This is a genomic window from Bradyrhizobium campsiandrae (assembly GCF_014529705.1).
Taxonomy (GTDB): domain Bacteria; phylum Pseudomonadota; class Alphaproteobacteria; order Rhizobiales; family Xanthobacteraceae; genus Bradyrhizobium; species Bradyrhizobium campsiandrae.
On record NZ_JAANIH010000117.1, the window covers coordinates 1 to 14040 of the forward strand.

General features: G+C 62.1%; 10 protein-coding genes and 1 pseudogene. 5 read left to right on the plus strand and 6 right to left on the minus strand.

Annotated features, from left to right (window positions below):
- Positions 1–215 precede the first annotated feature (215 nt).
- The 4 genes from rpmB (at position 216) to G8O24_RS41445 (ending at position 6489) form a co-directional block, all read left to right on the plus strand.
- Positions 216–521, plus strand: a complete 306-nt coding sequence (gene rpmB / locus G8O24_RS41430) for a 50S ribosomal protein L28 (RefSeq protein ID WP_188108246.1) — start codon at positions 216–218, stop codon at positions 519–521.
- Positions 522–713: 192 nt separating this feature from the next.
- Positions 714–4511 (plus strand): SIR2 family protein, encoded by a 3798-nt coding sequence (locus tag G8O24_RS41435; protein ID WP_188108247.1) that lies wholly within the window; start codon positions 714–716, stop codon positions 4509–4511.
- Positions 4512–4605: 94 nt separating this feature from the next.
- The gene (locus G8O24_RS41440; RefSeq protein WP_188108248.1) at positions 4606–5958 is read left to right on the plus strand and encodes a T6SS phospholipase effector Tle1-like catalytic domain-containing protein; all 1353 of its coding nucleotides are present in this window, start codon (positions 4606–4608) and stop codon (positions 5956–5958) included.
- A 279-nt stretch (positions 5959–6237) separates the two neighbouring features.
- Complete coding sequence (locus G8O24_RS41445) at positions 6238–6489, plus strand: PilZ domain-containing protein (RefSeq protein ID WP_188108249.1); 252 nt, start codon at positions 6238–6240, stop codon at positions 6487–6489.
- 273 nt (positions 6490–6762) lie between these two features.
- Here the strand turns inward: G8O24_RS41445 and G8O24_RS41450 are convergent.
- From G8O24_RS41450 to cobS, 5 genes and pseudogenes are all read right to left on the minus strand, one after another.
- Positions 6763–7172 (minus strand): annotated as a pseudogene (locus G8O24_RS41450) (hypothetical protein).
- A 132-nt stretch (positions 7173–7304) separates the two neighbouring features.
- On the minus strand, positions 7305–8417 hold the full coding sequence (locus G8O24_RS41455) for an NADH:flavin oxidoreductase/NADH oxidase (protein WP_188108250.1): 1113 nt from the start codon (positions 8415–8417) through the stop codon (positions 7305–7307).
- A 158-nt stretch (positions 8418–8575) separates the two neighbouring features.
- Positions 8576–9616, minus strand: coding sequence for an esterase-like activity of phytase family protein (locus tag G8O24_RS41460; protein WP_188108251.1), 1041 nt, complete (start codon positions 9614–9616; stop codon positions 8576–8578).
- A complete protein-coding gene (gene cobT / locus G8O24_RS41465) occupies positions 9613–11517 on the minus strand; it encodes a cobaltochelatase subunit CobT (protein WP_188108252.1) in 1905 nt (634 codons plus the stop codon). The genes G8O24_RS41460 and cobT overlap by 4 nt, the downstream gene beginning before the upstream one ends.
- A 51-nt stretch (positions 11518–11568) precedes the next feature.
- Positions 11569–12552, minus strand: a complete 984-nt coding sequence (gene cobS, locus G8O24_RS41470; protein ID WP_376708078.1) for a cobaltochelatase subunit CobS — start codon at positions 12550–12552, stop codon at positions 11569–11571.
- A 322-nt stretch (positions 12553–12874) separates the two neighbouring features.
- On the opposite strand from cobS, the gene G8O24_RS41475 reads away from it, so the two are divergent.
- Entirely contained in the window at positions 12875–13534 is a 660-nt protein-coding gene (locus G8O24_RS41475) for a DedA family protein (RefSeq protein WP_188108254.1), read from the plus strand.
- A gap of 5 nt (positions 13535–13539) precedes the next feature.
- Here the strand turns inward: G8O24_RS41475 and G8O24_RS41480 are convergent.
- On the minus strand, positions 13540–14040 hold a 501-nt coding region (locus tag G8O24_RS41480), incomplete at its 5' end, for a citrate/2-methylcitrate synthase (RefSeq protein ID WP_283815656.1).

Genomic DNA, 14040 nt, shown 5'->3' on the forward strand with positions numbered 1-14040 from the left:
AAGAGTCCGGTGGAGTTCCCGGTTTTTGGGCCCCGGACGCATTGCCTGGCGCTGTAACAGGCTTAAGTAACAACCACTCGCTTTCCGATTGGATCGTCTCGTGCACACGTCCTCCTTCATTCCGCCCGCTCCCTGCAAGGACAACAGAATTTGCCCCCGTGGCGCCCCGAATGGCGGCCGCAAGCATTGGGGGTTCGAACTTAAGGATTTTTGCCATGTCTCGCCGCTGCGAACTGACGGCCAAGGGCCCCCTCGTCGGCCACAAGGTCAGCCACTCCAACATCAAGACCAAGCGCCGCTTCCTGCCGAACCTGGTCAACGTGACCTTCATCTCCGAAGCGCTGGGCCGCAACGTGCGCCTGCGCGTCTCCACCAACGCGGTGAAGAGCGTCGACCACAATGGCGGCCTCGATGCCTATTTGCTCAAGGCCAGCACCGATGCGCTCTCCCCGCGCGCGGTCGAGCTGAAGCGCGCCATCCAGAAGAAGGTCGGCGACGCGCCGGCCAAGAAGGCCAGCTAAGATTTCGTAAGTTGGGCGGGGGCTAAGTTGCGTCGCGTGGCGTAGGCTTAGCCGAGTAGAGTTTGCGTTGCGGCCGGATCGGAAGATCCGGCCGTTTTTGTTTTGTGGGAGATACTCAAACGGCGCGTTGAAGCACACCTCAGAATCATTGAGTATCCGCGAATACAATCGAAACGCGCATTGCTACTCAACATGCGATTCTTCGCCGACGGTCCAAATATTCCGGAAGCACTGCTTGAGGACCGCGACAACGGAAATGTTGTCTTTTTCTGCGGAGCTGGCGTTTCGCGTCCAGCGGGATTGCCCGGGTTCATTGAACTTACAGAGCAGGTTCTGAACGAACTTGGACCGCCTCCTGAAGCAAGAGTGCGGGAAATGGTCTCTCGCGCTAAAGAGGAACCAGACGGAGCTGTATCGCTCGATCAGATCTTTAGCCTTTTTCAGCGCGATTATGGACGGGACACCGTTCAGGAAATCGTCAGCAAGCTGCTCAGCCCCGATCCATCAGCGAACCTGAATTATCACTCGACCATTCTACGGCTGTCCCGAAGTGCGGCACGCAAAACTCAACTAGTAACGACCAATTTCGACCTGCTGTTCGAGCGCGCAGAAAATGACGTTCGACGTCACATCGCACCTGCCCTCCCAGATCTATCAAGCGGCCAACCTCTAACAGGCTTGATCTACCTCCACGGGAGACTCCACTCGTCATCGGATTTATTCGAGCAATATCCGTTGATATTAAGCAGCGCCGACTTTGGCCGCGCTTATCTGGCCGACGGATGGGCGACCCGCTTTGTGCGAGATCTGCTCAAGAATTACGTAATTGTTTTGCTCGGCTATTCAGCAAACGACCCTCCGGTCCGCTACTTATTGGAGGGACTTCACGCGAAGGGCACCGAAAAACGCGCCAAGATTTTCGCATTCGATCAGGGCACGGAGAGTGAGGTTCTCAGTAGATGGCATGATCGAGGCGTTACTGCACTAGCTTATCCGAGTTCCCCCTCGCACTCGGCTTTGTGGGACACATTGCGAGCGTGGGCAGATAGATCCGACGATCCAGAGCAATGGCGCAGTTCAGTTCTGAACTTGGCATCAAACAGTCCCAGACGACTGCGTCCACACGAACGAGGTCAAGTTGTTTCGCTCGTCCGAACAGTCGAAGGCGCTCGGCTCTTCGCGGAAGCGACGCCGCCTCCACCTGCGGAGTGGATATGTGTATTCGATCGTAATGTTCGCTACGGAGCGCCGCAGGATGGATACGGTCAAGAAGAGCTGATCGACCCTCTCCAGCTTTACGGAATTGACGACGATCCACCTCGTCCAAGTGACGAACAACAACCCGATGGTCGACATATAGTCGACGCCCTCTCCCTATCTCCTTTTGATGAGCAGAATCAGAAAAACGTGAGATTAGCGGGTATCCACGAGTTCGAGATAACCCGCCTTCCTCCTCGCTTATTCTCTATCTCTCAATGGTTTTCGCGGGTTCTGGATGAGCCCGCTTCGATTTGGTGGGCGGGTGGATATTTTTCGCTGCATCCCGGGCTACTGATCCAGATCGAATGGCGCCTAGACCAAAGCAACTCAAATAAGGATTCCGAGGCCAGCCGACTCTGGAGCCTGCTTCTTCAAAAATTTTCTAGTTCGCCCAAGAGCGACCATTTTCAGTATGAAGTCATTGCAAAGATCAAGAGAAGGGGCTGGTCTGCTCTCTTGCAATACGAATTAGAAGACTCCATCAAACCATTCCTTACGAGCAGGAGGCCTTTCAGATTTAGTTCAATTCCACCTACGGATGGCTGGAGTGAGCTTAGCAGTGGCTCCGTTGTGACTCTGGAAGTCAAATTTCCAGTACATGGCGTTGAGGATCTCGAAGTTGCTCCAGAATGGCTCTATCAACATTTTAGTGCAGCAAGGAATGGATTGGAGCGAGGCGCCGCCCTACTGAAAGCTCTTGGAGTCCGCTATTGGCGAACCGCTAGCTTCGAGATTGATTCGAGGCCAGGAGACCGATATCTGGGGGACCCCGACCGATATCTTCAATGGGTTCGCCGCCTCTTTGATCAACTGTCGATCGCAGATCCCGTTCGCGCGCGCGCCGATCTTTTCCTTTGGCCACGCAGCGAAGAGTACTTCTTCGACAAACTAAAGCTTCATGCTTGGACAAAGTCTATTTTCAGCGGAAAAGAGATTGGAGAGGGGCTAATCGCTCTACAGGAGCATAGCTTTTGGGACGGGTATAATCGTCGCGAGCTACTCCATCTACTTAAAAGCCGCTGGCACGACGTGCCTCGACGATTGCGATCGAAGATCGAGAGTCGCATCGTAACAGGACGCGTGACGGGACCCGGCGAAGACGTTCTTGAGACGAACAAGCGCAGAGCCAGCACCGCAGCATCGATGCTAGGCTGGTTGAACCGCAACGGCTGCTCGCTCTCTCAAGCCACCCTGAGGCGTCTTCCCCGTCTGAGAGCCCAAGACAAAAGCTGGAACGACCGGTGGGAATTGAGCGCCGACCAGAGCCTTGATGGAAGGACGGGGTGGGTATCAATCGAAGACGACCCGAAAAAAATCATCGACCTACCCGTTTCTGAGATCATTGAGGCCGCAGAGCAGAGCGATACTCGGCCCTCAATGGAATTTGCCGAATACCGTCCTTTCAGCGGGCTAGTTAAGCAGCGCCCTCACCGCGCCTTAGCCGCGCTGGCCTTTCAGGCTCGGCAAGCCAAATTCCCAATCGGCTTCTGGGAAAGCGCTCTAACAGACTGGCCGGCCGGATTACACGATCGAATTCAGTGGCTATTCGCAGAGCGCTTGTCGCGCCTCCCAGCAGCGATAATCGGGAAGCTAGCACACTACGCTCCTCGATGGCTCAGAGGTGCTCTACCGCATCTCGCGCAGATTAATCCTGACAGAGCACTGCGCATTTGGGACGCAGTGTTTGATAGCTTGACCTGCAGCCCGGACTTGCTTCGAAGCGGGCTTGGCGAAACGTTCGTTGAAGGAAAACCAAAGGGCTATTCGCGAAGAACTTACGCTAACGCGATCAATGGACCGGTTGGTGCAATGATCGAGTCTCTATATCAAATTCTGAACGATAGGAAACTCGAACAAAATGCGGGCATTCCTAAAGACATTCGCTCCAGGATCGAGGCCAGCCTCAGCGCGCCAGGGGAAGGCAGAGATCACGCCGTGTGCGAAACGACCATTCGCCTGACTTGGCTCCATTATCTTGATCCTCAGTGGGTAAGCGATCGGATAATCCCACTCTTCTCTCTAGACAACGATCTAGCAGAACCTGCCTGGAATGGATTCCTTCACAATCAAGATCTCGGCGTCGCGCAGCTATTTGTGCTGCTCAAGCCCAACTTTCTAAAGCTGTTCGAGGTCTTCCAAAGTTGGCGGTGGGACAACCAGCCCATCGAGCGCCTTCATGAGTTTCTCGTATTAGCTTGCTATTGGAATATCAAATCGGGACAGTACATCGATTTCGCTGAAGCGCGTCTTGCCCTTCAGCGTTCAAACGATGAGGGCCGGGCGGAGGCCCTCTCACTTCTCAATTCAATAGTCGTTGATCAAAGCGCCTGGAATTCATTTGGGAAACTCTTCATTTTGAAAGCTTGGCCAAAGGAATCTATCTACCAGACCCCGCAAACATCGCGACGATTCGCGACGATTGCAGAGAGTTCGGGAGACGATTTTCCCGACGTCGTTCAAACAATCTCTCCGTTTCTCGTGCCTACGGGCCAGCTTGATCTTTTTGTCTACCGAGCACGGGACACAGAAGACCAAGAGAACGGCTCGGGACGTCTTCCCTCGAAATTTCCAAATGACATGGTCGCATTACTCGACCGACTAGTGCCTACGGATCCTGCTTTCATACCTTACGACCTGAGCAGCCTTCTAAAGGCGCTCGCTGTCGCTAACCCAGCTTTGCGACAAGACGCGAGATGGAGACGCCTCGATCGTATTGCTCACACCCGTTAGCTTGTTCGGCTACTTTCTTCAGCTTGAATCATCCACTTCTCTTCCGCATTTTCCGCTATACTCGCCCCGGTAGCATCACCCGGAGGCGCATCCCATGGAGCATTCGGCCAGCCCAGCCCCCAAAAACCTCGTCATCTGCTGTGACGGCACCGGCAACGAGATCTCGGAGAACATCTCCAACGTCCTGAAGCTGTATCGCTGCCTGCGCAAGACGGAGAAGACGTCGCCGCGGCAGATGGTGTTTTACGATCCCGGGGTCGGCACGGTGACGGAGCCGTCGACCTGGAACAGGTGGAAGGCCAACATCAAGCTGGTGCTGGGGCTCGCCACCGGCTACGGGCTCGATGACAACGTGCTGTCGGCCTATTGCTTCCTGGTCGAGCACTACGCGCCCGGCGACCGCATCTACCTGTTCGGCTTCTCGCGCGGCGCCTATACCGTGCGCGTGCTGGCGGGGCTGATCCACAAGATCGGCCTGATCTCGCCGGAGCAGGCGAACCTCGCAGGCTCGGGCCTCGTCGCCTACAAGCAATATTCCGGCACCGGGCACGGCAACGACATCGAGGACCTCAGGGATATCGAGGTCGACGACCAGGGGCCGCTGCCGAAGGACGCATTCGACCTCGCCGCGCAGTTCGCGCGCATCACCTCGACGCGCTGGCCGACCATCCACTTCATCGGCGTGTGGGACACGGTGGCGAGCGTGATCGTGCCGCGGCGCGACGTGTTCTGGCTCGTGTTCACGCTGGAGGAGCTCGCCTTCACGCGGCGCAATCCGAGCGTCAACATCTTCCGCCAGGCGATCGCGATCGACGAGCGCCGCCGCATGTTCCGCCTGAACACATACTGGGAGCCGCAGGACTTCTGGAGCAACCGCTACGTGCCCGACGAAAAGAAGGTGGCGCAGGACATTCTGCAGGTGTGGTTTTCAGGCGTGCATTGCGACGTCGGCGGCGGCTATCCGGAAGCCGAGAGCGGCGAGTCGAAATATCCGCTGCTGTGGATGATCGCGGAGGCGGAAAAGGCCGGGCTGAACTTCAACAAGCGCACCGTGAACCAGCTCGCCTGGGGCATCCAGCGCAGGAACTCGCCGTTCCAATATGTGCCGCCGGCGTTTTCGGGCAAGGCGGGCCAATTGCACGATTCCATGAGCGCGGCCTGGCGCGTGCTGGAGGTCTTGCCGAAGAGCGCGAAGTATCGGGAGTGGCCGGAGCGGAAGGTGGTGTGGGGGTTCTACATTCCCGATGGCGAGCCGCGGCTGATCCCCGAAGGCGCGCATATGCATGAGAGCGTGCTGAAGCGGATGGAGGCGGATGCTGGATATCGGCCGGTGAACTTGCCGAAGGAGTATGTGACGGTGCCGATGCCGGCGCCGCCGGGGGTGGACCTGGCTTCGCCTCTCCCGCTTGCGGGAGAGGCCGACGCGCTCGCAGAGCGCGGCGGGTGAGGGTTCTTTCCTCTGGGGGATTATCCCGTTGCGGAGACACCCTCTCCCCGCCCCTCTCCCGCAAGCGGGCGAGGGAGCCAACCGTCAATGCCGCGGCAGCATGCACGCCATACGCGATTGACCCGCCCTCCAGAGGAGAGCGCACACCCCGCTACCGCCGCTTTCTCTCATCGCCGCCACGTTTCATTAAAATTCGCAGCTCCGCTTTAGCGTGATCGCATCACATTGCGTGCAGGATCGGACTCCGACCGCGACAGAGACCAGCGGAGTGGAGGAGACGTGCCGCAATTTCCGCGAAAGTTTGCCCGCGTGAAACCCGCAGGCCTGGTGTCCCGCCAGGCCAAGATCATCACCGATCCGCGCGCGCCGGTGATCCCCTGCACGCTGATCGACTATTCGCCGGGCGGAGCCTGCGTCGATCTCGGCGGGCAGGTGAAGATTCCGGATCGATTCGAGCTCTTGCACGTCAACACCAAGAAGCGCTGCCGCATCGCCTGGAAGCGCGGCACGCGCGTGGGCGTGGTGTTCTGAGAGTGGTGGGCGGCTCAACCCCGACGCTTCCAAGAGCATCGATGTGAGCCGACAAAGGTCGACAAGTCCTCCGCTCGGCTCCCTCCCCCCTTGTGGGGGAGGGCTAGGGAGAGGGGTGGTCCAGCAAAGGGTGCTGGTTGAGTGCGAGAGGCGGCAAGGGCGATGCCTAGCTCGCCACAGCACGTCGTGTGGTACCCCTCTCCCCAACCCTCCCCCACAAGGGGGGAGGGAACGCAGTTATACTTGCAGCACGACCTTCTCCGACAACTCCCCTCACACCTTCCGCATCCGCGCCTTGGCGCCGGCAATGATCTGCATGGCGACGCCGCCGATCCAGCCTACCAGCACCAGCCAGGTCAGCGCATCGTGCGGCTCGAGGCGGAGTACGATGATTGCGACGGAGACGAGCGCGGTGAGCGTGGCGCAGAGGGTGCCGGCGGAGCTCAACAGTTCCGCGGCGTCGATCTGGCTGTGGCCTCGTCGAAGGGCAGCTGCGGCGTGTCGATGCCGAGATAGAAGCCGATCGCGCCGAGCAGCATCATCAGCAGCAGGAAGCCCTGCGTGGTCAGCTGCGGGATCGCCGCGCCGACATAGGCGCCGACGAACAGCCCGCACGCCGCGCCGGCCATGGCAAGGCCGATCCGTTCGAACACATGGGCAGTCTTGCGAACACGATAACGCATGGCGAGCCTCGCGCGCCGTTGAACTTTCGCGAACGTTAGGCCCGTTTTGCGACGGGTGGAAGCTAGGGGGAGTTACGGATGCGTGAGGCCCTGTTACGCCCTCTCCCCGTTCTTACGGGGAGAGGTGGGAAATCACCGCGCCCCGAACGTGGTCTTGCCGAACAGCGCCTTTTGCGTCGAGGGCTGCGAGCGCCAATATTGCGGCGGGGCTTCGACTTCGCCGCCGAGTTCGGCGGCGGCGTGCCAGGCCCAGCGGGGGTCGTAGAGCATGCCGCGGGCGAGCGCGACCATGTCGGCCTTGCCTGATGCGACGATCTCTTCGGCCTGCTTCGCTTCGGTGATGAGGCCGACGGCAATGGTCGGCAAGCCGGTCTCGCGCTTGATGGCGTCCGCAAACTGCACCTGATAGCCGGGGCCAAGCGTGATCTTCTGCAGCGGAGAGACGCCGCCGGAGGAGGCATCGATCCAGTCGACACCGCGCGCCTTCAATTCTTTGGCGAATGCGATGGTCTGCGCCAGGTCCCAGCCGCCCTCGACCCAATCGGTCGAGGACACCCGCATGCCGACGGGCTTGTCGTGCGGAAACACGGCGCGCACGGCATCGAAGATTTCCAGCGGGAAGCGCATGCGGTTCTCGAGCGAGCCGCCATATTCGTCGGTGCGCTTGTTGGAGATCGGCGACAGGAATTGATGCAGCAGATAACCGTGCGCGCCGTGCAGCTCGATCGCGTCGATGCCGATGCGCTCCGCGCGCCTCGCGCTATCGACGAAGGCCTCGCGAATGCGCTTCAAGCCCGCGGCATCGAGCGCCACAGGCGCGGCCTCGCCCTCCTTGTGCGGGATCGCCGACGGCGCAACGGTCTGCCAGCCGCCCTCGCTGATCGGAATCAGCTGGCCGCCGTCCCAGGGCCGCGCGCTGGAGGCCTTGCGGCCGGCATGGGCGAGCTGCATCGCGATCGCGGTGTGCGAATGTTTGCGCACCGAGGTGAGGATCTGCTTCAGCGCAGCCTCGGAGGCATCGCTATAGAGCCCGAGACAGCCCGGCGTGATGCGCCCGATCGCCTCGACATGGGTCGCCTCGATGCAGAACATCGCCGCGCCCGACAGCGCCAGATTGTTGATGTGGGTGAAATGCCAGTCGGTGGGAACGCCGTCCTCGGCCGAATATTGGCACATCGGCGACACCACGACGCGGTTCTTGAGGGAAAGGCCGCGCAGCTCGATCGGGGAAAACAGGGCGCTCATGCGGGTCATCCGGCTGGGAGGGGAAGGAAGCGATTGCATGAAGTTTAGTGGCGCCCTCGCGAATTGCGAGATGCGCGGGCGGCATGGCCGCTGGCGGGGCCATGCATTGCGGGCGGCGGGATGGGCGTGACGGCGGAGGGTGAGGCGGCGTCGGCGCCCTACTCCACCAGCGTGAACTGCAGCAGGAGGGTGCGCTGGAGCATGGAGAAATTGTCGTCCGACACCATGGTCAGCACGGTCTCGCCTTCCGCCGAGACATGGGCGTCGATGCCTTCCATGTTGTCGACCTCGTCGCCGAGATCGGCCTCGAACAGCACGGGGCCATCGACCAGCGCGCCCGGCGCGATCGATTTCAGGGGCAGGCTGCGGATGCGGATGTTGATGCCGGTGAACCAGGAGAATTTGCGCTCGAGGATCAGCAGCTCGCCTGACGGCAGCAGCACGGCATCGCTGATGTCGAATTTGTCGGTGCGGCGCACCGCGAACTGGCCGGGCGACGGGCCGCCGATCAGGAAGGCGACGAGATTGCCGCTCGCATCGAGCCCGCGCTCGGACAGCGCGATCAGCGTGCCCGCCAGTGGTTGGCCTTTCGGCACGAAGGCCAGCGCCTCAAGCCCCTTGTTGACCGGCAGCTTGCGGATCGCGGCGGGCGAGGCGATCACCTCGCCGCGGGCGCTGGTGCCGCCGCGCGCGAAGTCGAACCGCATGATCTGGTTGACGCGCTCGAGCCCGACATAGACCACCGAGCCGTCGCGCGCGAGCGATTCAGTATCGTACCAGAGCCGCTTCTCCGTGATCGGGCGGCCCTCGGCGTTCAGCATCGGCGCGGCCTCGACGCCGTCGAGCCCGACCATCCTGCCGCCGTCATAGCGAATGCGGCCGGTGAACCAGGAGCCTTGGTCGGACAGCGCCAGGAAGCGCTCGCCGACGTCGTCGAGGAAGCGGAAACCCGAGAGGCCGCCGAAGCCGCGATGCGGCGAGGTCAGCACCAGTCCGCTGCGATATTGCAACGAGCCGAAGCGCACGCGCGCGCGGTCGCGCGGCTGGAAGAACGGGATCGGCCGCGCGTTGACCTCGACCGCGGCGGGCGCGGTGACGGCATGCTCGGCCTGCGCCTGCGATGCCTGCGGCAGTGCGAGGGCGGAACATCCCGCCGCCGCGTAACCGAGAAAGCTGCGGCGGGATTGAAGCGTGCTCACGAATGCAGTTTGCGTCGCGGGCGACCGGCCGGCTGGGGCGGAGCGGTGTTGGTCTCGCTGAACAGCTCGGCGAGCTTCTCGGTGATGGCGCCGCCGAGCTCCTCGGCATCCACGATCGTCACCGCGCGGCGGTAGTAGCGCGTCACGTCATGGCCGATGCCGATCGCAATCAGCTCGACCGGCGAGCGGGTCTCGATCTCCTCGATGATGTAGCGCAGATGCCGCTCGAGATAATTGCCGGGATTGACCGACAGCGTGGAATCATCGACCGGCGCGCCGTCCGAGATCATCATCAGGATCTTGCGCTGCTCGGGCCGGCCGAGCAGGCGCTTGTGCGCCCAGTCCAGCGCCTCGCCGTCGATGTTCTCCTTCAGGAGTCCCTCGCGCATCATCAGGCCGAGATTTTTCCGCGCACGGCGCCAGGGGGCGTCCGCCGACTTGTAGATGATGTGGCGGAGATCGTTGAGGCGGCCGGGATTGGCCGGCTTGCCGGCGGCCAGCCACGCCTCGCGCGATTGCCCGCCCTTCCAGGCGCGCGTGGTGAAGCCGAGGATCTCGACCTTGACGCCGCAACGCTCCAGCGTGCGCGCCAGAATGTCGGCGCAAGTCGCCGCGACCGTGATCGGGCGTCCGCGCATCGAGCCGGAATTGTCGAGCAGCAGCGTCACCACCGTGTCGCGGAACGTCGCCTCCTTCTCGTGCATGAAGGACAGCGGGTGATAGGGATCGGTGACGACGCGCGACAGGCGGGCGGGGTCGAGGATGCCCTCTTCGAGATCGAACTCCCAGGCGCGGTTCTGCTGCGCCATCAATTTACGTTGGAGGCGGTTGGCAAGGCGCGCGACGATGCCCTGCAGATGCGCGAGCTGCTTGTCGAGATAGGCGCGCAGGCGCTCCAGCTCGTCATGGTCGCAGAGATCTTCGGCGGCGATGACCTCGTCGAATTTCGGCGCGAAGGCGTGATATTCCGGCCCGCGCGGCTCGTTCTTGCCATGCTGGTTCGGGCGCGTCGCCTCGCCCGGCGTCTCGTCGTCTCCGAGCTCGCCGTCGTCGAAGGTGTCCGAGGTCGAGGCCTGCGCGCTTTCCATCGCGCTCTCGCTCATCTCTTCCGAAGAGGCCTGCGCCTGGTCCGCGCTCATCTCCTGCGCGGCGTCGGAATCGGGCGAGCCCTCGGCGCCGGACTGGTCGTTGTCGCCGTCCTGGTTCTCGTCGTTGTCTTCATTGTCCTCGCTGTCGGCGCTGCGCTCGTCGCCGAGCTCGAGCGCGGTCAGCAAATCATGCACGGCATCGCCGAACTTGGTCTGGTCCTCGACCACGCCGTCGAGCCGGTCGAGCCGCTTGCCGATCTTGTCTTCGAGAATCGGACGCCAGAGATCGACCATCTTCTTGGCGGCCGCGGGCGGCGCCAACCCCGTGAGGCGCTCGCGCACCAGCATCGCCAGCGCGTCGGCGAGCGGCGCGTCGGCGCGGTCGGTGATCTCGTCGAACTTGCCGCGATGGAAATGGTCGTCGAGCATCGCGGTGAGGTTCTTGGCAACGCCGGCCATGCGGCGCGCGCCGATCGCCTCCACCCTCGCCTGCTCCACCGCCTCGAACACGCCGCGCGCCTGCGGATTGCCGGGCATCAGCTTGCGATGCAGTTTGGCGTCGTGACAGGCGATCTTGAGCGCGATCGAGTCCGCGTGGCCGCGCACGATCGCGGCGTCACGCTTGGTCATCTTGCGCGCCGGCTCCGGCAGCCGCGCCTTGCCGGGCGCAAGGCCCGGGCGCTCGGCCGCGAAGGAGACGTCGAGCTCGGGCGACTTCGCGATCGCCTTCAGGCAGGACGCCACCGAGCGCTTGAACGGCTCGGTCGGCGCTTCCTTGGTGTTGCGGAATTTGGAGTTGGAAGAGGTGCTCATTTCGCCCAATCTATCGACCCGGCCTTCGCCGGGACGATATCACGCGAGAGATCAGGACAGCGCCACGTTCACCGCCGATTCCGGCAGCTCGGCGTTGAAGCAGCGCTGGTAGAACTCGGCGACCAGCGGACGCTCGAGCTCGTCGCACTTGTTGAGGAAGGTGACGCGGAAGGCGAAGCCGATATCGCCGAAGATGTCGGCGTTTTCCGCCCAGGTGATCACCGTGCGCGGGCTCATCACCGTCGACAGATCGCCATTGGCGAAGGCGTTGCGGGTGAGATCGGCAAGGCGCACCATCTTGTTGACGATGTCGCGGCCTTCCTGGGTGCGGTAATGCTTGGCCTTGGCCAGCACGATCTCAACTTCCTCGTCATGGCTGAGATAGTTCAGCGTGGTGACGATCGACCAGCGGTCCATCTGGCCCTGGTTGATCTGCTGAGTGCCGTGATAGAGGCCCGAGGTGTCGCCGAGGCCGACCGTGTTGGCGGTCGCAAACAGGCGGAACGCCGGATGCGGCTTGATCACCTTGTTCTGGTCCAAGAGCGTCAGGCGTCCGGAGACTTCCAGCACGCGCTGGATCACGAACATCACGTCCGGGCGGCCAGCGTCGTATTCGTCGAACACCAGCGCGACGTTGTGCTGCAGCGCCCAGGGCAGGATGCCGTCACGGAACTCGGTGACCTGCTTGCCGTCGCGGACCACGATGGAGTCCTTGCCGACGAGGTCGATACGGCTGATATGGCTGTCGAGGTTGACGCGCACGCAGGGCCAGTTCAGGCGGGCGGCGACCTGTTCGATATGGGTGGATTTGCCGGTGCCGTGATAGCCCGTCACCATGACGCGGCGGTTGCGGGCGAAGCCGGCGAGAATGGCGAGCGTGGTGGCACGGTCGAAGCGGTAGTCGGAATCGACTTCGGGCACATGAGGATCGACTTCGGAATAGGCCGGCACTTCGAGATCGCTGTCGATCCCGAACACCTGGCGCACCGACACCTTCATGTCGGGCAGACCGGAAACTTCCTCAACTTTGGACATGGCGGCGGTCGTCATCAATCCTCCGAGGCCCCGGGCGATCCCGAGACCAGTTATTGCACGTTGGCTGCGGCTGGGTGCGGTTGCGAACCTATCAGAGACGACGGGCCGGAAGAAGCCCGCGCGCCAATCAAAGTTCCGTTGTGTTTTCATTTAGATAGGCAAGGAGCGCGATTTTTGGAAGGCTGCCCTGCAAATCTCGCCCAAATTTCGCCCCGGGCAGGCGCGTTGCCCAAACGAATGGCAAGCGAATGGCACTTTCATCGTCCGTCCCTACTTATGCAAGGATCTGAACCCGAATGCCCCAGCCCGCTACAGAGACGACGTGACGTCCTTCCTTGATCCCCTGATCTCCTTCGTTTCAGTCCATGCGTGGCTGGCCTATCTGACCCTGTTCCTGGCGGCGCTTCTGGAAGCGGTGCCGGTGGTGGGGTCGGTGATCCCGGGCTCGACCATCATCCTGGCGCTGAGCGCCCTGGTTCCCGGCGGCGAGCTGAAGCTGCAATGGGTGCTGCTGGCGGCCGCCATCGGCGCCGTGCTCGGCGATGGCTCGGCCTACTGGCTCGGGCATCGGCAACAACGCAAGATCCTCAACAGCTGGCCGCTCAGCAAATATCCGCGCGTGATCGAGGAGAGCGAGAGCTTCTTTCGGCGCTTCGGCACCTGGGCCGTGTTCTTCGCCCGTTTCGTGCCGCCGATCCGCGCCTTCGTGCCCGTGACCGCAGGTGCGCTCGACATGGCGCCGGCAAAATTCTACGCGGTCAACATTCCCGCCATCCTGGTCTGGGCACCGGCCCATGTGCTGCCCGGCGTGCTGGCGGTGTCGGCCTTACACCAATATTTCGGCGCGCCGCACCAGGGGCACCCGTTCAAGCATATGTGGATTTTGACCGTCGTGGCGGTGGCGATCGTCGGCGGCCTCGCCGTGTGGCTCTACCGCCGCCGGCAGAACGGTGTGGTGGCGGAAGCGAAGCCACGGGCTTGATTAGGTCAGGAGCCTCCCGCCCTCCGCCCCGGCGCCGGTCCGACATACCTCGCCCTTGGCCGGATCAGCTTGCCGAACTGCAATTGCTCGCTGGCATGGGCGATCCAACCGACGCTGCGGGCCATCGCGAATAGCGCGAGCTCGCTGCCTCCAGGCAGGCGTAGCGCGTGGACCAGCACAGCGAGGACGTAGTCGATGTTGACGAACTCGCCGGTCGCCTCCGCGATCCTTTCAGGCACTTCCTTCGTGAATTTGCGCGGCGCCCCCGTGCGCGCCAAGGCATTCAGCAGCGATTGCGCGCGGGGATCGCCGCGCTTGTAGACGCCGTGGCCGAAGCCGGGGAAGCGCTCGCCCAGCGCGACGCGCTCGCGCACCATCGGCTCGACGTCGCGATCCACCAGCGTCTTGACGAGCTGCGAGGCCAGCACGCCTGCGCCGCCGTGTTTGGGGCCCTTCAGCGCGGCGAGTCCGGCGATGACGGCATCATAGAGACTGAGTCCGGTCGA